Source organism: Weissella sagaensis (assembly GCF_005405285.1).
GTDB classification, from domain to species: domain Bacteria; phylum Bacillota; class Bacilli; order Lactobacillales; family Lactobacillaceae; genus Weissella; species Weissella sagaensis.
This window is the reverse complement of record NZ_BJDT01000015.1, coordinates 1-18,525: the sequence shown is the minus strand read 5'-3', so window position 1 is coordinate 18,525 and position 18,525 is coordinate 1. Positions and strand designations below refer to the sequence as shown.

The 18,525-nt window shown below is 36.8% G+C and carries 20 protein-coding genes and 5 pseudogenes; 20 read left to right on the top strand and 5 right to left on the bottom strand.

The genetic code is table 11. From position 1 onward, the window contains the following. Positions 1–189, bottom strand: a 189-nt coding sequence (locus tag FFM55_RS09580; protein ID WP_137601009.1) for a hypothetical protein, incomplete at its 3' end; no start/stop codon positions are given. Positions 190–782: 593 nt separating this feature from the next. On the opposite strand from FFM55_RS09580, the pseudogene FFM55_RS09575 reads away from it, so the two are divergent. From FFM55_RS09575 to FFM55_RS09515, 14 genes and pseudogenes are all read left to right on the top strand, one after another. Then, positions 783–1,301: pseudogene (locus tag FFM55_RS09575) on the top strand (Rep family protein); the annotation flags it as partial. Positions 1,302–1,332: 31 nt separating this feature from the next. Continuing rightward, positions 1,333–1,773 (top strand): GNAT family N-acetyltransferase, encoded by a 441-nt coding sequence (locus FFM55_RS09570; protein ID WP_137601008.1) that lies wholly within the window; start codon positions 1,333–1,335, stop codon positions 1,771–1,773. A 978-nt stretch (positions 1,774–2,751) separates the two neighbouring features. Then, complete coding sequence (locus FFM55_RS09565; RefSeq protein WP_137601007.1) at positions 2,752–2,916, top strand: transcriptional regulator; 165 nt, start codon at positions 2,752–2,754, stop codon at positions 2,914–2,916. Positions 2,917–2,989: 73 nt separating this feature from the next. Further along, positions 2,990–3,145, top strand: a pseudogene (locus FFM55_RS10180) (Rep family protein); the annotation flags it as partial. 119 nt (positions 3,146–3,264) lie between these two features. Further along, the gene (locus FFM55_RS09555; RefSeq protein WP_137601006.1) at positions 3,265–3,909 is read left to right on the top strand and encodes an ArsR/SmtB family transcription factor; all 645 of its coding nucleotides are present in this window, start codon (positions 3,265–3,267) and stop codon (positions 3,907–3,909) included. 125 nt (positions 3,910–4,034) lie between these two features. Further along, positions 4,035–4,316, top strand: coding sequence for a thioredoxin family protein (locus FFM55_RS09550; protein WP_008855846.1), 282 nt, complete (start codon positions 4,035–4,037; stop codon positions 4,314–4,316). Between the two features lie 13 nt (positions 4,317–4,329). Continuing rightward, the gene (trxA, locus tag FFM55_RS09545; protein WP_111303645.1) at positions 4,330–4,644 is read left to right on the top strand and encodes a thioredoxin; all 315 of its coding nucleotides are present in this window, start codon (positions 4,330–4,332) and stop codon (positions 4,642–4,644) included. 20 nt (positions 4,645–4,664) lie between these two features. Beyond that, complete coding sequence (locus FFM55_RS09540; RefSeq protein ID WP_014335294.1) at positions 4,665–4,988, top strand: thioredoxin family protein; 324 nt, start codon at positions 4,665–4,667, stop codon at positions 4,986–4,988. Continuing rightward, positions 4,988–5,116 (top strand): annotated as a pseudogene (locus tag FFM55_RS09535) (aspartate racemase); the annotation flags it as partial. The gene FFM55_RS09540 and the pseudogene FFM55_RS09535, both read left to right, overlap by 1 nt. 90 nt (positions 5,117–5,206) lie before the next feature. Beyond that, positions 5,207–6,151, top strand: a complete 945-nt coding sequence (gene trxB / locus FFM55_RS09530; RefSeq protein WP_137601005.1) for a thioredoxin-disulfide reductase — start codon at positions 5,207–5,209, stop codon at positions 6,149–6,151. A gap of 18 nt (positions 6,152–6,169) precedes the next feature. Further along, the gene (locus FFM55_RS09525; protein ID WP_137601004.1) at positions 6,170–6,817 is read left to right on the top strand and encodes a DsbA family oxidoreductase; all 648 of its coding nucleotides are present in this window, start codon (positions 6,170–6,172) and stop codon (positions 6,815–6,817) included. Positions 6,818–6,829: 12 nt separating this feature from the next. Continuing rightward, on the top strand, positions 6,830–6,958 hold the full coding sequence (locus FFM55_RS10105; RefSeq protein ID WP_004909440.1) for a hypothetical protein: 129 nt from the start codon (positions 6,830–6,832) through the stop codon (positions 6,956–6,958). A gap of 17 nt (positions 6,959–6,975) precedes the next feature. Then, entirely contained in the window at positions 6,976–8,307 is a 1,332-nt protein-coding gene (locus FFM55_RS09520) for a dihydrolipoyl dehydrogenase family protein (RefSeq protein WP_137601003.1), read from the top strand. 160 nt (positions 8,308–8,467) lie between these two features. Next, a pseudogene (locus FFM55_RS09515) lies at positions 8,468–8,773 on the top strand (site-specific integrase); the annotation flags it as partial. Positions 8,774–8,981: 208 nt separating this feature from the next. Here FFM55_RS09515 and FFM55_RS09510 read toward each other — a convergent pair. From FFM55_RS09510 to FFM55_RS09495, 4 genes are all read right to left on the bottom strand, one after another. Further along, a complete protein-coding gene (locus FFM55_RS09510; protein WP_137601002.1) occupies positions 8,982–9,365 on the bottom strand; it encodes a VOC family protein in 384 nt (127 codons plus the stop codon). Between the two features lie 46 nt (positions 9,366–9,411). Further along, positions 9,412–10,140 carry a DUF6198 family protein gene (locus FFM55_RS09505; protein WP_137601001.1) on the bottom strand — a complete coding sequence of 243 codons (729 nt, stop codon included), beginning with the start codon at positions 10,138–10,140 and terminating at the stop codon, positions 9,412–9,414. Between the two features lie 3 nt (positions 10,141–10,143). Beyond that, positions 10,144–11,160 (bottom strand): zinc-dependent alcohol dehydrogenase family protein, encoded by a 1,017-nt coding sequence (locus tag FFM55_RS09500; RefSeq protein ID WP_137601000.1) that lies wholly within the window; start codon positions 11,158–11,160, stop codon positions 10,144–10,146. A gap of 363 nt (positions 11,161–11,523) precedes the next feature. Next, complete coding sequence (locus FFM55_RS09495) at positions 11,524–12,330, bottom strand: IS3 family transposase (RefSeq protein ID WP_170999690.1); 807 nt, start codon at positions 12,328–12,330, stop codon at positions 11,524–11,526. 436 nt (positions 12,331–12,766) lie between these two features. Here FFM55_RS09495 and FFM55_RS09485 point away from each other — a divergent pair, with 436 nt between their 5' ends. The 6 genes and pseudogenes from FFM55_RS09485 (at position 12,767) to FFM55_RS10175 (ending at position 18,493) form a co-directional block, all read left to right on the top strand. Next, complete coding sequence (locus tag FFM55_RS09485) at positions 12,767–13,678, top strand: magnesium transporter CorA family protein (RefSeq protein WP_043941961.1); 912 nt, start codon at positions 12,767–12,769, stop codon at positions 13,676–13,678. Between the two features lie 176 nt (positions 13,679–13,854). Then, positions 13,855–13,994 (top strand): annotated as a pseudogene (locus tag FFM55_RS10015) (site-specific integrase); the annotation flags it as partial. A 485-nt stretch (positions 13,995–14,479) separates the two neighbouring features. After that, entirely contained in the window at positions 14,480–15,715 is a 1,236-nt protein-coding gene (mobV, locus tag FFM55_RS09475; protein ID WP_137600998.1) for a MobV family relaxase, read from the top strand. Positions 15,716–16,211: 496 nt separating this feature from the next. Beyond that, the gene (locus FFM55_RS09470) at positions 16,212–17,366 is read left to right on the top strand and encodes a RepB family plasmid replication initiator protein (protein WP_137600997.1); all 1,155 of its coding nucleotides are present in this window, start codon (positions 16,212–16,214) and stop codon (positions 17,364–17,366) included. Beyond that, entirely contained in the window at positions 17,359–17,931 is a 573-nt protein-coding gene (locus FFM55_RS09465) for a DNA-binding protein (protein WP_137600996.1), read from the top strand. The genes FFM55_RS09470 and FFM55_RS09465 overlap by 8 nt, the downstream gene beginning before the upstream one ends. A 343-nt stretch (positions 17,932–18,274) precedes the next feature. Continuing rightward, complete coding sequence (locus FFM55_RS10175; RefSeq protein WP_137600995.1) at positions 18,275–18,493, top strand: IS3 family transposase; 219 nt, start codon at positions 18,275–18,277, stop codon at positions 18,491–18,493. Positions 18,494–18,525: the final 32 nt, after the last annotated feature.

The following is an 18,525-nucleotide window of genomic DNA, read 5'->3' as shown; positions in this document are numbered from 1 at the left end:
AAAAGTTTCATTCAATTCACGTCGGGAAACAGCGGCTAATGTATCAAAAACTAAAGAGGATTTACCAGACCCAGAAAGACCAGCAAATACAGTCGTTTTATGCTTAGGAATATCTAAACTGACATCCTTTAAGTTATTTTCTTGAGCTCCATGGATAGAGATAGTCTCATCTGCAAATAAATCAGTCATAAAAACCCCCAACAGTAAATTTATAATTCCATTATATATAGAAATCTCGTTTAACAAAAATAATCGGGTCTAGAATTTTTGGTGTTGGAAAGTATTTCCATTCCAAAAGTACTAGGCCCTAATTTAAAAAGCCATTGATAATGGATCAAAAACGGCCACTAGGGTATACCCTAATGGTTTGACTTATCTTCATGAAATGAGGATGCCTAAAAAAGTTCAATAGCATTGTCCAAATTAGATGATAATTATCAATCAACTAGTAAGCAGAGGCCCTTAAGAAGCTTCAATGACTTCAGATTATGTATATGGTAGATTGCAAAATTAATCTGAACGACGTTCGGATTAATTTTGCAATCTACATCTACCAATATAATGTTTAAAGTGTTTAAATAGAGCCAAAAAAGGTCACAACCTAACAATTGTGTCGCTTTTTTTTTGTGCCTTATAATTAAAGGTGTTAAAATACGTCATAACTTACCACCATAAAGCAGTCCAATTAATCTATTGACTTCTAAGTAAAATACCAGGAGTTTTGCTATGAGTTAACTATGATCCTAGGTGGTCACTAAAACATTCCTTAATTTAGGGTCTATAAATATAAAAAGGCCCATTATCATGTGGTTTATGTGACGAAAAATCCTGTTACATCAGACAGTGTTAGAAAGAGAATCCAAAGAGTTTTAGGCGTTAAAAGTGTTGCTAAGGTTCAAATAGTTGTTCAGAGTATGGAAAATATTTATTTGTATCTGACACATGAATCAAAAGACGCTATTGAAAAGCATAAGCATAAATATTCTAAAGCTGACATTACGTTGCTGAATAATTTTGATATTGACCGATATGTCACGCTTGATGTTGAAGATAAAGACGATATGTTGAATGATGTTTGCGATTTAATTGACGATCATAATTTAGCAAATATGCGTGAATTAAGGCGCTTTGTTAAATTACATGGGGTTGAATATGGCTTGCCTAGTATGAAAATTATAAATTCAGTGTTGAGAGCTCATACTGGACTGATAAGGTTATATTTCGATGCTGTTTATCAAGAACGTCGATATGGTCGGTCAGATATTGATAAAGATACAGGCGAAGTATTGAATAATAAGTAAGGGTTTAATTTTATTTTAGGGGGAAGTAATTATGAAATTTGAAGAAACATTATTACCAGAAAAATCAGACTTAATGACATTACAAAATATGATCAGAAAGTATAATAAGCAAAATTTTGAAACTGCAAATCAAACAGATTTTGCTATTTACATAAAAGATGATAGTGAGAATGTTATGGGGGGTATTTCAGGAAAAATATTTGGTAATTGGATGGATATAGACTATTTAGTTATTCATGAGAGTTTGCGCAAAAATGGGTTAGGTCGGGATTTGTTAAAAAAAGCCGAAGATTTAGCTATACGGAGTAATTGTAAAAATATATTTTTATATACATTTGATTTTCAAGGTAAAGATTTTTATCCTAAATTTGGATTTAAAGAAGTTTACGTAAAAAGACAGTATCCGTTAACTGGAACAGAACATTTTTTTGTTAAGAAATTATCAAATGAAATCGATAAAGAAACTGAATGATGTGATGAAAGGACGGATAACTAGATCCGTCCTTTTTTGTTGTCGATTAGTCGATTTCTGATACAAAATTTTAGGTTTTTAGAACGGCACAACTTCATGTTGTGTGTAAGTGCGCATTATCATGACAATGCGCACTTACACATCACTCATAAATGGCTGATGTAATTGCTAAAAAATGTATCAGAATTCGCGTTGCTCAAACGTAACTGACTGTGTCAGTTTGGAACATTCAAAAATAAATAAGTTCAGTCGCTAGCTCCTTCGAACTTTTTTATTTTTGGACGTTAATTTTAAAGTTTCTTATTTGCGTTCTAAGCGATTTTAGCTAACAGTGAGCTATTTAACTGTCTGTCAACGGTAAATCGACTTAGAGTGGCTTATTGAGCCTGTCAGGCGAAATTAGCCACTCTGGGAGGCTTTAAGGAGTTGATAGACTTAGAAGATTTAAAGCTAAAAGGCGGAAAGCAGCTTGCCTGTTTTCCCGAGCCCGACTGGCGGAGAAGTCGCAACGGTCAAGCTGGTTCAGCTTGTCAGTGTGACTGAAAGTCACGGTTTTAAAAATTTTCCCTATATTATTTATTAAGAGACCAAATTGGTTGAGTAGAATACTATATTTTATAAGAACGCTTAATCGAAAGGAGAAACTTATGGATATTAATTATAAAAATTTTAGCATGCATGTAAACTTATCGTGGTTAATATGTTCGTTGGCATATTTGAGTTTATGGGTAATTTTGTAAAGGGAAATTGGGGGGGGCTACTACGACCCCCCTTTTAAGTGCCGAGTGCCAAAATTGAATTTTATGTGGTCTTATCCTTACTCGCCCAAGGGATTTAGTCACTTTTTGCTTGAGCGACATTTTTGGCGAAAATGGCTAAATTTGTAATGCTTTACTACATCTATGTAATGCCTTACTACATCTATGTAATGCTTTATAATATATGTATGAAGCTATTTAAGTTAGGGGTGATTAAGTTATGACTGCTGGAAAAAAAGAAATGCAAAGTGTCACTATCCGTATTCCTAAAGATTTGTATGCCGAATATAAAAAAGCATTATTGGCTCAAGGAAAAATTGTTACTTATGACATGCGAAATTACATGGCTGAAGTTGTCAAAAATCAAGCGAAAGGGCAGAAATGAGCATAAAAAAAGAGCGCACCCGCTGAAAAGTTCGCTCGTTAATTGCTCGTTCTGATAAGGTAATTTTAACATTATGGCTAAAGATAAGGCAAGATACTTCACTTTTTTGTTATATCCAGAAAGTATTCCAATGGATTGGAAACGACGGTTAGAATTAATTGGTGTTCCGATTGCGATTAGTCCGTTGCATGATAAAGATAAAAGCAATGTTGAGGGACAAATTTATAGGATGACTCCTAAATCTAAAGAGACAAGGCCCATTAATTTATTAACTAATAATATTGAATTTCAATTTCATAGGAAAACTGGTAAACTATTCAACAAAATAGTTGAAAAGGTGGAAAGAAAATGTTTGAACAAGCAGTTAACTACAAAAATGGACTATATAAAGAACTATCTAAAATTGGTAAGGGGCTAAGCAGTGATCGACGATTAGAAATTCTTGATCTTTTAACTCAAGCACCCAAATCAGTTGAAACTATTGCCAACGGGGTCGGAATAAGTGTAGCTAACGCCTCACGCCATCTACAAATATTGAAGGACAGTCATCTGGTTAAAACAAAACGAAAAGGCAATCATATTATTTATAGCCTTAGTACTCCCAAAATTAGTGATCTTGTGCACCTATTAACCGATATTGGCAACAGTGAACTTTCAGATATGAAAACAATTCAGGATAAATCAGACGCTCAAGATGACGTTAAAACCATTTCCTTAAAGCAAGCTCAAGAAGAATACGAAAATAGCTTTGTCCTTGATGTACGACCTTCTGATGAATATGCAGCAGGCCACATACAATCGGCAATTAATGTCCCATTGGAAACATTAAAAGAATCAATGCCCAAATTACCTAAAGATCAAAAGATTATTGTTTATTGCCGTGGAAGACTATGTGCTAATTCCAACATTGCCACACAGATCTTAAATAGAAATGGTTTTGACGCAGTTAGTTTAAATTCAAGTCACTATGATTGGAATAAAATAACAGAATAAACAGTTTAAGCACGATTTAGTCATTTATTGATTAAATCGTGCTTTTATATTGACTTACAAAAAGTATATGATATTATTAAACTATTCAAGTAAACAATTGAATAATTGAAAGGCAGTGACATAACTTGTCTACTATTGATAAAACGCTAACCTTAATTAATTTTGAGAATAATTGGTGCGCCCAGTGTTATACGCAGCGACCAATAATAAATAAGATTAGCCATGACTTTAATTCATATTTAAACGTTCGGGTAGTGAATTCAGATGCTCACCCAGAACTAGCAAAAAAATACAATGTTTATTCCGCACCCAGTACTATTTTGCTGCGTGATGGAAAAATCGTTGAAAAAATTACCCGTTTTATTGATCAATCACAATTAACAACTTTAATTAAATATTACCTATAAAGGAGCGACTCTTATGGTTAAGAACTTAACTGACAAAGACTTTGTGAAAGAAACTAGTACCGGTGTTACATTAACTGATTTTTGGGCTACTTGGTGTCCTCCATGTCGAATGCAAGGACCGATTATTGAACAACTTGATAAAGAAATTGGCGATAAAGTCAAAATCACTAAAATGGACGTAGATGCAAATCAAAAAACACCAATAGCATTTGGAATTATGTCTATTCCAACCTTAATTATCAAAAAAGATGGCCAAGTAGTTGATAAGCTGGTTGGCCTCCACAGTAAGGACCAACTTAAAACCGTTCTTGCTCAATATACTAATTAGGTTAAGAGGGGAGAAGCTGAATGGAACAACTATCAGTAATGAATAAAAAAGAATTTGATAAAAAACTGAAGAATGGAAAATATATTTTAGTTTTTATGGCTTCTTGGTGCCCTGATTGTAGCTTTATCAAGCCTCATCTACCAGAAATTGAACAAGAATTCAAAGATTACACTTTCATCAGTGTCGATCGTGATGAGAATACCGAATTGGCTCAAGAACTAAATATCTTTGGTATTCCAAGCTTCGTTATTTTTAGAGATGGGCAAGAAATCGGAAGACTTGTCAATAAAGATCGGAAGACTAAAGAAGAAGTCGAAAATTTCATTACCAACACTATTAAATAATGAAGAAGTTTTTTACTATTCTTGGCGGTATGGGGACGTTAGCAACTGAAAGTTATGTCCGACTCCTTAATAAGAAAACTGAAACCCATAAAGACCAAGACTATTTAGATTATATAGTGGGTAACCATTATTGATGCACAAGAAGTCATTGTTAATCGTTCATTGGATAAGGGATTAGCGTTACGTGACGACTAATAAGTAGATTGGAGTGAAATTTAATGAGGAAATATGATGTAGTAGTGATTGGGGCCGGTCCTGGTGGAATGACCGCTGCCTTATATGCAGCACGAGCTAATTTAAATGTAGCAATGCTTGATCGCGGTATTTATGGTGGACAAATGAACAACACCGATGACATTGAAAACTACCCTGGTTTTACAACAATTAAGGGTCCTGAACTTGGTGAGAAAATGTATCAAGGAACCGTTAAGGCCGGAGTAAATTTTGTATATGGTGATGTCCAAAACGTTACCGTTGATGATCAACAAATGAAGCATATTCAAACCGATAGTGACGAGTTAGTAGCAAGCGCAGTAATTATTGCAACAGGATCTAATAATCGAAAATTAGGTGTACCAGGTGAAGAAAAGTTCTCCGGAAAAGGGGTTTCTTACTGTGCAGTATGTGATGGTTCTTTCTTTAAAGGAAAGAACGTGACTGTAGTTGGCGGTGGTGATTCAGCAATTTCTGAAGGATTGTACTTAGCTAATGTCACTGATGGAGTTAATGTCATTCATCGTCGCGATCAGTTACGGTCACAAAAGGTATTACAAAATCGTGCTTTTGATAACGATAAGATAGATTTCACTTGGAATACTAGTGTGACAGAGATTTTAGGTGATGAAAATCATGTTACTGGAGTAAAAATTCATAACAATCAGGTCGGTGATGATACAACTCTAGACACGGATGGAGTTTTCGTTTATGTCGGTAACTTTCCAAACAGCCAAATTTTCAATAATTTAAATATTACCGATCAAGCTGGTTGGATTATAACTAACGATCAAATGGAAACAACAATTCCTGGAATCTATGCAATTGGTGATGTCCGGCAAAAGCAACTGCGGCAAATTACAACTGCGGTTGGCGATGGTGGTATTGCTGGGCAAAACGCCTTTGAATATTTCGAAGCCATAAAGCATCGGCAAACGGTTAAAGATTAAAGAGAGGAAAATTACTTTATGGAAATCAAATATTGGTCAGACATTGCTTGCCCCTTTTGTTATATCGGTTCTAACCGAATGAAACGAGCAATGAAGGAAATTGGTATTTATGACACAACTGAATTAGAGTTCAAATCATTCGAGCTTAACCCTTCAACACCAAAGGAAACCGATGAAGGATACATTAATCACTTCACTCAGGGAAATAAGGCAATGGAGCCACAGGCCAAAAAGCAAATGGCTTACATCGAACAAATGGCGCATAACGATGGTCTACCAATGGATCTTGACAGTGTAGTACCTACAAATACTATGGATGCGCACCGGATTATTAAATTCGCAGAAGCTAAAAATGATCCTGATTTGACTGAACGAGTAATTAGACGCTTCTACCAAGTTTACTTTAGTGATGGTCAATCGATTTCTGACCATGATGTGCTATTAAATGCGGCAATGGAAGCTGGGCTTGCTAAAGACGAAGTAGAAAAAGTGCTTAATTCTAACCAATATCATCAAGCTGTGGTCAATGACGAGGCAGAGGCTCAACAATCCGGTATTCATGCTGCACCTTTTTTTGTAATCAATAATAAGTATGCAATTAGTGGTGCCCAACCATATGAAGTCTTTGTTAAAGCCTTAAAGCGAGTTCAAGCAGAAGAAAATTAGGAGGAATTTACGATGACCGAAGATAAGCCACAATTTAATACAATATTTGGCGATAATAATGATGCTGCTGTATGCGGGCCAGACGGTTGTAATATCGCTGAACATCAAAAGCAAACTGAGGATAAGAAGAAAACAAAATAAATGGAGGAAAGCTATAAATGAAGTTTGACTACGTTGTTATTGGCAGTGGGCCATCAGTTTATCGTTTCCTATTGGGAATGCAGAATAGCGGAAAGAAAATCGCGGTTGTTGAAAAGAATCGGTTTGGCGGAATTTGCCCTAACGAAGGCTGCGAACCCAAGATTTTCTTAGAAGGAGCAGCACGAGCAACCTTAACTTCAATGCGTTTGCAAGGTAAGGGAATTACTCAACCAGCTAAGCTTGACTGGAAAGAGCTTATTCAGCAAAAGAATAAGGCTATGGCGTCATTCCTAAATAATATGCAAAGTATGTATGAAGGCCTGGGTGCGACTACCATCAAGGGTGAAGCATCATTTGTTGATCAACATACCATTGAAGTTAATAATAAAAAAATCACTGCTGATAATTTTGTAATCGCAACCGGAAAAAAGCCGCATCCTCTTAACATTCCTGGCCACGAGTACCTACTTACTAGTACTAACCTTTTTGAACTCGAAGATACTCCAAAGAACGTCGCAATTATCGGAAGTGGTTACGTTGGTATGGAATTTGCTACATTGTTGTCTGCTGCCGGGGTTAAAGTAACAGTTATTGTCCGATCCGGCCAACCACTAGAGGGATTTTACAGCCAACACGTTCATCAGTTAGTTGATGAAATGAAAAACTCACTTGGTATTAATTTTATATTTAACACAAATGTTACAGCTGTTACCGAAGCACAAACTGGCTATGAGGCTCAATCAGCTAACGGCAACCTTGGCACTTTTGATAAAGTTATTAATGCCAGTGGTAGAGTTCCTGAAATTAATGCATTGAAACTTGATAATGCTGGTGTAGAGTACAGCGACCGCGGAATTAAAGTTGATAAATATTTGACCACATCAGCAAATAACATTTACGCAATGGGCGATATTGTTGATAAAACCGCACCAGCATTAACCTCTACGGCACAGTTTGAAGCAGACTACTTAAGTGCCTTACTTACTAATAAAACAACTGAACCTCTTAGGTACCCAGTAATTGGAACCGTTACGTTCACATTCCCCCAACTCGCTCAAGCTGGAATTAGTATTGATAAAGCAAAGGAAGACAGTAATTATTCAATTAAAGATATTGATATTACTCAAGGTGACTTTCTTTATGCTGGAACAGATGATCACGCACGATTATCATTAGTCTTTGACAAGCAAAATCATCTCGTGGGCGCTGCTGAAATTAGCCAAACAGCAGTAGATGATATCAATTCACTAATTCCTGTTATGGCAATTGATGTTGATCCAGAGGTTTGGAAAGAAAAGATGCTAATGGCTTTCCCTGGTTTAGCATATAAAATTAGAACATTAATTTAACAACAAGAGGGTCTATTTGTGATTAATGACCCCTCAAAAAGACTATTAAAACAGCCCCTAACAAATCAACTTGATTTGTTAGGGGCTGTTTTTTAGATTACGCTTAAAATAACGCCTGTAAGGGTTGGATTCTAATGCTAAAAAAAGAGGTGAATAGGTTATAGTGCAACAACTTGTTTTACCAATCAAAGATTCTAACGTCCTAACAAGTGTCCAGGAGACGCTGTTGGACAGTTTTCGAGCTGGTCGGCGTAATTACACCATTTTTCGACTGGGTAAAGCGACCTTACTACGGGTCAGTGATGTCATGCAGCTGAAAAAGTCTGATGTATTCACCGCAGATGGAACGATTAAGCAAAATACATTCATCCACGATCAAAAAACAGGTAAAGCCAACACTCTCTACCTCAAACCTGTTCACGCTGATTTACTGGATTACTATGATCAGCTACAGCAACAACAAATTTTGTTCCACCTGCTTCAATTGCACCCAATAATCCCATCTTGTTCTCTTTTCTTTATCAATTAATTATTCACAGTAATCATATAGCGCTCATCATTGTGAGTCTAATAGATTGTTCACAGACAATTTAAGCTAATATTTTTACATAATAATTCTCCCTGAACATGTCTGAAAAAACGGCCATCGCAAGATAGCCGTTGAGAAACATCTTTTACTTAACAATTTCACAAAATTCAACAATCACAGCATCTGGTCCCGAAATATTAAAGAATTTAATTCCTTTTTTCCAGAAATCTAAATGTTGTACTTCATCGTCGATTAAGTCAAATCCTTCAGATTTGGCTGCAGCAAAAGCAGCATCAGCGTCTGTTGTATCCATTGAAATATGATTAATCGCACCAGGCTTACCAGCCACCTCATCAGCGTGCCAAGTCTCAATAACTAAATTATCGCGCTGCATAAAGATAACATCTCCGACTGGGAAATCACCCGTCTTTTTGAAACCAAGTTTTGTCCAAAAACTTTCTGCTGTTCCCAAATCTTTTGTAGGAATACCAATGTGTTGGACCCCTGAATAATAATCTGAAAATGCCATTTAATTTGCTCCTTTAAGATATTAACCATTAATTTATCAGTTACTTTTACACGCCTTGGTGCTTTAAATTTGGGAAAATTGCCTTGTCTCCCCAACCAGTTATACCACCCTGGAATAAGAAGGCAAAAACTGTTCCTAACCCATAATTTGAAAAATCAGGGTAAATGATGATTGCAATAATAGCTAAGATAGTTGGTGGAATATAGGACGCCCACATGGCCTTGGCCGCGGAACCTTTAAAATATTTAAAGCGTAAAATTTGCATCAAATCATCTGCTGGATGTAATACCAAATTAACACGTTGATAAATAGAAATAGCAATGGCAATTAAGAAAATACCGAAAAAATTCAAAATAACATAGAAAATTGTCATACCAATACTTTGTGAATCAGGCATAATGCTTGAAAAGATATTGGCGAAATAACTAATCAATGCGGAGAAAGGCACCATGAATGCAATGTTACCAAAAAATTTTCTTGCGTTAAAGTGTCCCTGAAGAAAGACATTTAAAATAGCAACAGCCACACCAATAACGAAAAACACCCATCCCAGCATGCTGCTGTTTCCATTAAATATCGCTTTATTAACTCCAGCTGATGCAGCAGTCCAATACGCTGATCCTAAAAAGGGTGGGTGTATTTTTTGACTTGTAACAACAGTTAAAACGTTACCGGCAGCATTAATCACTAAAGAGAAAATAAAATAAGACAATGAGGCACCAAGTGTTAACTTGCGACCATGAATTTTACTGTCTAAGACGTCTTGTGAATCCATTGATTATGCCTCTTCTCCGCCAACCTTAACCACAGCTTTGGAAACGACACCAAGCTTACCGTTAACAAAATCGTCAACAGTCTTGTAGTCTAATTCATGTGACATTAAATCCTCAACATTCAACTTGCCTGATGACAACAATGCCAATGAATCTTCAAAGGCATTGGGATTGATAAATGATCCTTGAATCGTCAATTGCTTTTGGAAGACTTCATAAGTGTTCATTTGGAACTTTGCGTCAGGACCGCCAACACCAAACATCAAAACTTGAGCACCACGGGCTGAAGCCTCAATGGCTGCTTCTTGTGTTTGTGGTAAACCAACTGCTTCAACAACAACATCATAAGCGCCCTCAGGAATTTTATCACCATCTTTGGTATTGTAGGTGTTTTTCACGCCAAATTTTTCTTTATTCATAGCAAGCTTTTCAGGAACAATACCGGCCAAATCGACTTGGTGAATGCCATAAGCTTGCAAAAGTTGAACAAATAGTTCACCCATAAATCCATCACCAATAACTAAAGCTTTTTGATATGGTGTTACTTTAAGCAACTTAATTCCGTGCACTGCACATGAAATAGGTTCAACCACAGCAGCTGACTTCAATGACACATTATCAGGAATTTGGTAAACAACTGATGCAGGTGCCGTAAAGTATTCCTCAAACCCACCATTACGTGTAACACCAACAGCCGACAAGTTTTCGCAAAGTTCTGGGCGTCCCGTACGGCAATACTTACATTGACCGCAGTAAATATTGGGATCAACCGTCACACGGTCTCCTACTTTAACGTTTGTAACAGATGAACCAATCTCAGCTACAACACCGGAATTTTCATGACCCAAAACAATTGGTGGTACAGCATCTGCTGAGCCGGGAAGGCCGGCATACAAAGCATGATCAGTACCACAAATACCAGCGAATGCTGTATGAATCAAAACCTCATTGGGCTTAACCTCAGGTTTTTCAATGCTTTTAACCTCTAATTTTTTTGTACCAGTTAACACAAGTGCTTCCATGTTTGTTCTCCTTTTATTTTTTTCACAACATCTTAGATTGTAAACTTTTTCACAACACCTTAGATTGTAAACTTTTTCACAAAGGAAAACAAGAAAATTTGCTCAAATTTTTTAATTAATACTGCCCGGATTATTCATCAAGACAAACAAAACCCCGCTGAAACAGCAAGTTAATACCGTTTCAGCGGGGTTTGCGCTTTCACCCGTTGGGTGAAAACCATAGGAGCTCTTTTTTATGATATTTTGTTTGTGAAAAACAAATCAAATACTCAAAAATTGGAGCGTCTAAAATTATGACTCAAAAAGTATTACCTAGCAACCCTGCTCAGAAGTCAATAAATTGGACTATTTTTATTCAGTTAATTAGGCGACATTTGAGATACGATTGCGATTATAAAAATTGATATACCAACCAATGGCTGCTTGGACTTCAGTTAATGTTTGGTATGCCTTCAAATAAACCTCTTCACGCTTCAATATTGAATGAAACGCTTCCATACGGCCATTATCGTACGAATGGCCTTTGAGTGAATAAGAATGTTTCAAGCCATAATTTTGGCATTTAATATTAAACTCAGCACTCGTGTATTGTGATCCCATATCTGAATGAATAATGAGTGGCTTTCGATGCTTATCTAACGCCATCTGTAAGGCACTTGTGGCTAGCTCGGCTGTCATTGTATCGCCAATTTTATAGCCCAATACTTTTCTCTTCTCAGGATCCAAAACGGTCGCTAAATAGACCCATCTGTGATTAGTCAACTGAATATAAGTAATATCTGTTTGCCAAACACCACTCAAATCATGCAAGTGTCTAATCAGATTGGGCTTTTGATCAACCGTCACCACAGTTTTTGGCTTGCGATAACGTTTTTGCATGCGTGATCTAATCCCTAATTCACGCATTAATTTGAGTGTCATATATTCAGATATTTTTGGACAGTCATTGTTTAGGTGAATATAAGCAGCAATACGACGATAGCCATAAAATTTAAAGGTTTTCCAAACGTCTAAAATATAAGGTTTTAGGGATTCTCTACGCTTTTCTTGTCGACTGGGCTGCCAATGGCGCCAATTGTAATAGGTACTAGATTTGATTTTAAGTGCACTTAAAATACGCACAAGCGCGTAGCCTTGTGCTAAAAATTGATTAACTAGCGGCAATCCCACATTACGGACTATTTTTTGGCTAGTAAGATGGCCGCTCGCTTTAAAATTTCGTTTTCTTCCTCCAAAACAGCGAGGCGCTTCTCTAGTTGCTTGACGTCTTTTAAAGTCTTTGACTGACCCTTGATCATGATTGGGGTAGCTTGTTTAACCCAAATAGCAATAGAATCTTTTGATGGTCAAAATTCTTCTGCTAATGATTTGAGTGAACGGCCTTCTTGGTGAAGTTTAACCAATGAATCTTTGAAATCTTGTGAATAACGAATTGACATAAAAATACTCCTATACTTTCATTTTACGGACTGAATAAAAATAGTCCATTTTTTTAGTATAAGAGCATGTTTAGCAGTTGGGAGTCGTTGACAATTTAAAAATTTGTATGCAGCTTCTTTTCTTTTATTCTAAAATAGAGGTTAATAACTAACAGGGGAATTACTAAATGATCAAACCCGAAAAGACAATCAATGGAACCAAATGGATCGAAACGATTCAAATAAATGCCGAAGAACGGGCAACCCTCGAAGATCAGTATGGCATCGATGAAGATATTATTGAGTACGTCACTGATAATGATGAAAGTACTAATTATGTTTATGATATCAATGAGGACGACCAATTATTCATCTTTCTGGCGCCGTATGCCCTCGACAAAGATGCGCTGAGATACATTACCCAGCCATTTGGCATGTTGCTCCATAAGGGCGTTTTATTCACGTTTAATCAAAGCGACATACCTGAAGTCAACACGGCACTTTACTCGGCATTGGATAATCCCGAGGTTAAGAGCGTCGATGCATTTATTCTGGAAACACTGTTTACAGTTGTTGACAGCTTTATCCCAATTTCTCGCGCCATTACCAAGAAACGCAACTATTTGGATAAAATGTTGAACCAGAAGACGAAGAACAGTGACTTGGTTTCACTTTCATATCTTCAACAGACGTTGACCTTTTTGTCCAGCGCGGTCCAAACCAATCTCAGTGAACTCGATCGTTTGCCAAAGACCCATTTTGGTGTCGGTGCTGACCAAGATAAAATTGATTTATTCGAAGACGTGCAAATTGAAGGAGAACAGGTCCAACGGATGTTTGAGATTGAAACCCAAGTCGTTGACCGAATCGATCATACCTTCAACAGCCTTGCTAATAACAACCTGAACGATACAATGAAATTTTTGACAATTTGGTCACTGACCATGGCTGTGCCAACGATCATTACCGGATTCTATGGGATGAACGTGAAGAAACTCCCGTTAGCCGGGATGCAATATGCTTGGATGCTGACTTTGGGGATTTCTGTCGCCTTGATTGTGGCGATGCTGATTATGCTGAAGGTCTGGCGGAAGATGTGATGGGTGAGTGACTTTTTTGGAATGTGTATAGTTGAGCAGTTATGCTATTTTGAGCACCCTTCGGCTTCTGAAATACGCTCCGACGACCCTGACCCCGGCCACATAAGACAAAAAATCCAGTAACGAACAAAAACCGTTCGCTACTGGATTTTCTGCCTTATGCTCTGGGGTCAACCCGGGTCTTGTCACGTGTTGGTGATCTATTAGGTATCAACTATGCTAGGCACACACACCATGCGTAAAACAGGCGCTTACTTATCTTGGCCTGGATCAAGCTAGTCGTGAGACTATGTTAGATCAAATTGATTTTGGTTAAATATTTTAATTACAACTACAACTACAGGTGTAACTATAGCTGTAGTTGTAGTTGTAATTAAAATTTCCTTATCTTGAATATTGATCATAATTTTTGATTGAGATGATTACGATGAGGAATATATACGCACTCAGAATAAGTTGAGATAGATACCGATACTATCCCAATTTATTTTTTTGTGGTTAAGCTGACAGCAGCTTGCCCCACGCGGGTAGCGTTCTGCATGACATGCTCTCACTGAAGGTGATCCTGCAATGATAAATTGCCCCGTCACGGCGTGACCCGCCGGAGGTTTTACAAGCCGGATAAGTGGCGCTGTAAAATAGCAGTTTCCCCAGTAGGAAGGGGAAACGCTACTGTCATCGCTTGTCGATGACGTGCCTCGCAGAGCCTGTCCAAAATATTATTTTGGTATAACAGGCTATACCAGATTTTTAACGGTGTTATACTGGTCTTGGAAAACCTTTTTCGAGGAGGCATTTTTGATGGCGCATTTAAAGAAAAATACGCGTGGCGCAGTCCCTGGTTTAGCGGTTCACTTTGAACGTAAAACCGACCATCACACGAACAAAGAAATTGATGTGTCGAAATCCTATCTGAATCAAGATCTCATGGCGGATGGTTCCGATATGCTTTCACGCTTCAATGCGCGTTTAAATGACGTTTATTGCATGAAAAGAGACGATGTGAAGGCGTTAGCCACTTGGATAGTCACTTTACCCGAAGAAATAGCAGAAGCGCCCTACGAGCAACAAAGCGCCTTTTTTGAAGCAACCACTAATTTTTTGAATGACCGTTATGGTCAAGAAAATGCCGTAGCCGCGGTGGTGCATTATGACGAGACAACCCCTCACTTGCACTATGCCTTTGTCCCAGTGGTTTTTGATGCAAAAAAAGCACGTGATAAAGTTTCGGCTAAAGAAGTGCTCACACGCCATGATTTACAAACTTTCCACGATGATTTAGATCAGCATTTAAAAAAGGTGCTGCCCTTTTATGAACAAGGCATTTTAAATAACAAAACCTTACCGTTTGAGAATGTCGCCGAAATCAAAAAATACAACGATCAATTTAACGCCTTAAAAAAAGAACTAGCTGACGTTGAAGAAAATATTAGGGCTAAACAGGCCGTACTTAAAATCACGGATCAAGCCCTAATAGAAGTAGACTTAGCTGAAAAACAAATTGATGCCTTTAAACAAGACTTATCTAAAAATCTCTTTGGTAAGACGGTGCTTAAACCTGATGACTTAGATCGCTTTAAAAGCGTGTTAGCCACAATGAAGAAAGCCACCTTACAAAGCCAGCATGAGACAGAAGAACTTAAGCAAACGTTAGGCCAAGTCAAAGCGCAGCTAGCAGATGTCCAAGCAGACTATCAAAACCTGAAAGAAACGCATCAAGCGCTTCAGAAGCGGCAGCGCGAACAGCAACAGCTAGATTATGCCATGCGAGACATGCTTAAAAATGATTATGGTGTCGACAAGCTATCGCATACTGATGTGGAGGCTCGGTATGTTCTTTATAAGCTGGATCATGAAGAACTCACAAAAAATAAAAAAGTAGCCCAGTCATGGTTAAAAACACTGACGACAGCTAGAGCAGATCCAGATACGAAAATAGCGCCAACTAGATTAGATCGCGGTATTGAACAAGTTAAAGCATTAATTAATCGAATCATTGAATTAACGCGTGATATTTTTAAAGGACCTATTCTCTAACGTTAAAACGGCTTATTTGCCCTTCTAAGCGTTTTTAATCACGCAACGTATAAATAATCATTAACCAAGTTAAAACGTCTCTATTGACTTAATAAGTGGCAATTATGTTATATAACTAGGAATCTATCATTTAAAATAATTCAAAAAAGAACACCCTGTACAAATTTATGTGCACCGTGTTCTTTTTGTTTTGTTTTTTAATTGAATCAGTAAAAAGGCGAAGCCTATTATAAGTTTATCTTTTATATTTTAATCTTTTGTTCTTTTGCGCAGTTATAAAGTCAGTATTATCAAGGTTTAACAGGATAATACCCCACAAAAAAACTGTGTATACCCCACAAAAAAACTGTGTATACCCCACAAAAAAACTGTGTATACCCCACAAAGATAAAAATAAATTGTGGTACATGGTGATACAATAAAAGCATAAAGAAATTCTCGTCTAAAAGTTTTTCTTTATGCTTATCCAACAACACGCCCAAAGGAGCGTATTTATATGTCAATTATACCAGAATCAAAGACAAGGCAGGTACACACCTTGAATGAGTTATCAAAACGAAAAGTCGTCGAACATAATAGTTTAATCACGTCCATTGCCAAGATGGATAAAACACCACTCAAAATGTTTGAACTAGCGGTGTCTTTAATTGATACCGACAATCCACCTCAAGATCAAACAGTGTATTTATCAAAGCAAGAAATGTTTGCTTTTTTTAAAGTCAATGATAATGACAAGAACAGTCGCTTTAAACAAGCGATTGAAAAAATGCAGAAACAAGCTTTTTTTCATATTAAAAAAGAACAAGATAAAGGGTTTAAGTTTGTTAGTATTGTGCCAATCCCTTATGTGGAATGGACGGATTATAGTGACGAAGTAAAAATTGAATTTCATCGTGAAATCATGCCTTACTTAATCAATCTCAAAACCAATTTCACCCAACATGCCTTGTCAGATATTGCAGAATTGAATAGTAAGTATGCAATTATTTTGTATCGCTGGTTATCAATGAATTACAACCAATATGATCACTACAGCGTTAAAGGTGGACGACGAGAAGAACAAGTAGAAAGCTATCGTAATCCCAAAATCGGTATTCGAGAGTTGCGAGAAATGACTGATACTGTTAATGAGTATCAGAGGTTTGATAGGTTTGAGAGCTATATCTTGAAAAACTCTTTAAAAGAAATAAATGCTCATACAACTTTTAACGTGACGCACGAGAAAGTTAAAAAAGGACGCAGCATTGATAGTATTGTCTTTCATATTACTAAAAAAACAGTGGCAGATGATATTAGTTACAAGTTAGATGATCCAGCTTATATTGACGATAAGATAAGGCAAGAAGAAAGTGAAAAAGACCTCGTGTATGAAGCTATGAAAAGTCCATATACAAAATTGCTGATGGAACATTTCTTGTTGTCATATATTGATTTGACGGATACGGCTATTTTGTCAGGGTTACAGAAAAATGTTTACCCACTTTATGACGAATTAAAAGAGTTACGTGGTTTAAAGGGCGTGAAAGAACACTTAGCATATATCAGAGATAAACAAGATGACTATTCGAAAAAGAATATTGCTAAGTATCTTAAAAAATCGATTGAACAGTATCTACCAATCGTTAAAAGGCAGGATATAGATCATGAGTGAAAATTTAAAAACAATTCGAGAACTTGCTGATGAATTCAAGGTATCTAAGCAAGCAGTTAGGAAAAGATTAACCGATGAATTTAGAGCAAACTACGTAGAAACTGTATATAGTAACGGAGTAGAAACATTAGTAGTAACGGTTAGTGGGTATAGGCTTTTAAAACAGCATTTTTCTAGTAGTAACGGCAGTGAAAAAGTAGGTAGCAACGTTGGTGGTAACGGTGGTAACGCTAATGTTACCAGTGATAATAAGCAAACAACGGATAATAGCTATGTATTTAAAATATTAGAACAACAATTAGCTGTCAAAGATAAGCAAATAGAAAATAAAGATTCACAAATATCACAAATGCAAAATTTATTAGATCAGCAACAACGGCTAGCCTTACAGGACAAACAACTGCTCGAAGAATACAAGGCAGAAATTAAGGACTTGAAAGCCCTAACGATGGCACCGCATGATGATGGTGAAAAAGAAGTGACGTCAGACAAACAACCGGAACCTGAAAATAGCACCCTGGAGTCACAACCTAAACCTAAAAAGTGGTGGCGTTTTGGTAAATAGTTACAACTAAAAAAGAAAAGAAGACTAGTTAAATGGCGGAATGCTCTTATGCTAGATTTACGGACAGATTTTCTTCTGCCCTGTAAACTAATAGCATAGGAGCAGTGCGCTTGGCCGATACTAAGTGAGCTTACGTTTCAGCTATTACTGACGAAGCAAGCAAGGGCGTTTTAGCATTTCAAGTAAGTAATAGTCCTAACAGTAAACTAATTATGGATACACTCGATGAACTCACAGAAAATATTCCGGAAGGAATAAAACCAATAATTCATTCAGATCAAGGTTGGCATTATCAATTGAATTACTATACCGATAAACTCTCTGAAAAAAATTTATACAAAGCATGTCTCGTAAGGGAAACTGTCTTGATAATGCGCCAATTGAAAGCTTCTTTCATCTTCTTAAAACAGAATGTGTTAATGGATTTCCACAGTGTAAAGATATTGGAGAATTCAAGGAAATCACAAAGAATTACGTCGATTGGTTTAACAATCGACGAATATCACAGAAAACAAAAGGCATGACTCCCTGCGAATACAGGGAACATGCCTTAGCAGTTTAAAAATATTCAATTTTGTCTAACTTTTGTGTTGC

Bases quoted from the DNA above. Each gene is read 5' to 3' on its own strand.
- FFM55_RS09570 (WP_137601008.1), top strand. From the start codon at position 1,333: ATGAAATTTGAAGAAACATTATTACCAGAAAAATCAGACTTAATGACA.
- FFM55_RS09565 (WP_137601007.1), top strand. From the start codon at position 2,752: ATGACTGCTGGAAAAAAAGAAATGCAAAGTGTCACTATCCGTATTCCT.
- FFM55_RS09555 (WP_137601006.1), top strand. From the start codon at position 3,265: ATGTTTGAACAAGCAGTTAACTACAAAAATGGACTATATAAAGAACTA.
- trxA (WP_111303645.1), top strand. From the start codon at position 4,330: ATGGTTAAGAACTTAACTGACAAAGACTTTGTGAAAGAAACTAGTACC.
- FFM55_RS09540 (WP_014335294.1), top strand. From the start codon at position 4,665: ATGGAACAACTATCAGTAATGAATAAAAAAGAATTTGATAAAAAACTG.
- trxB (WP_137601005.1), top strand. From the start codon at position 5,207: ATGAGGAAATATGATGTAGTAGTGATTGGGGCCGGTCCTGGTGGAATG.
- FFM55_RS09525 (WP_137601004.1), top strand. From the start codon at position 6,170: ATGGAAATCAAATATTGGTCAGACATTGCTTGCCCCTTTTGTTATATC.
- FFM55_RS10105 (WP_004909440.1), top strand. From the start codon at position 6,830: ATGACCGAAGATAAGCCACAATTTAATACAATATTTGGCGATAATAAT.
- FFM55_RS09520 (WP_137601003.1), top strand. From the start codon at position 6,976: ATGAAGTTTGACTACGTTGTTATTGGCAGTGGGCCATCAGTTTATCGT.
- FFM55_RS09510 (WP_137601002.1), bottom strand. From the start codon at position 9,365: ATGGCATTTTCAGATTATTATTCAGGGGTCCAACACATTGGTATTCCT.
- FFM55_RS09505 (WP_137601001.1), bottom strand. From the start codon at position 10,140: ATGGATTCACAAGACGTCTTAGACAGTAAAATTCATGGTCGCAAGTTA.
- FFM55_RS09500 (WP_137601000.1), bottom strand. From the start codon at position 11,160: ATGGAAGCACTTGTGTTAACTGGTACAAAAAAATTAGAGGTTAAAAGC.
- FFM55_RS09485 (WP_043941961.1), top strand. From the start codon at position 12,767: ATGATCAAACCCGAAAAGACAATCAATGGAACCAAATGGATCGAAACG.
- mobV (WP_137600998.1), top strand. From the start codon at position 14,480: ATGGCGCATTTAAAGAAAAATACGCGTGGCGCAGTCCCTGGTTTAGCG.
- FFM55_RS09470 (WP_137600997.1), top strand. From the start codon at position 16,212: ATGTCAATTATACCAGAATCAAAGACAAGGCAGGTACACACCTTGAAT.
- FFM55_RS09465 (WP_137600996.1), top strand. From the start codon at position 17,359: ATGAGTGAAAATTTAAAAACAATTCGAGAACTTGCTGATGAATTCAAG.
- FFM55_RS10175 (WP_137600995.1), top strand. From the start codon at position 18,275: ATGTCTCGTAAGGGAAACTGTCTTGATAATGCGCCAATTGAAAGCTTC.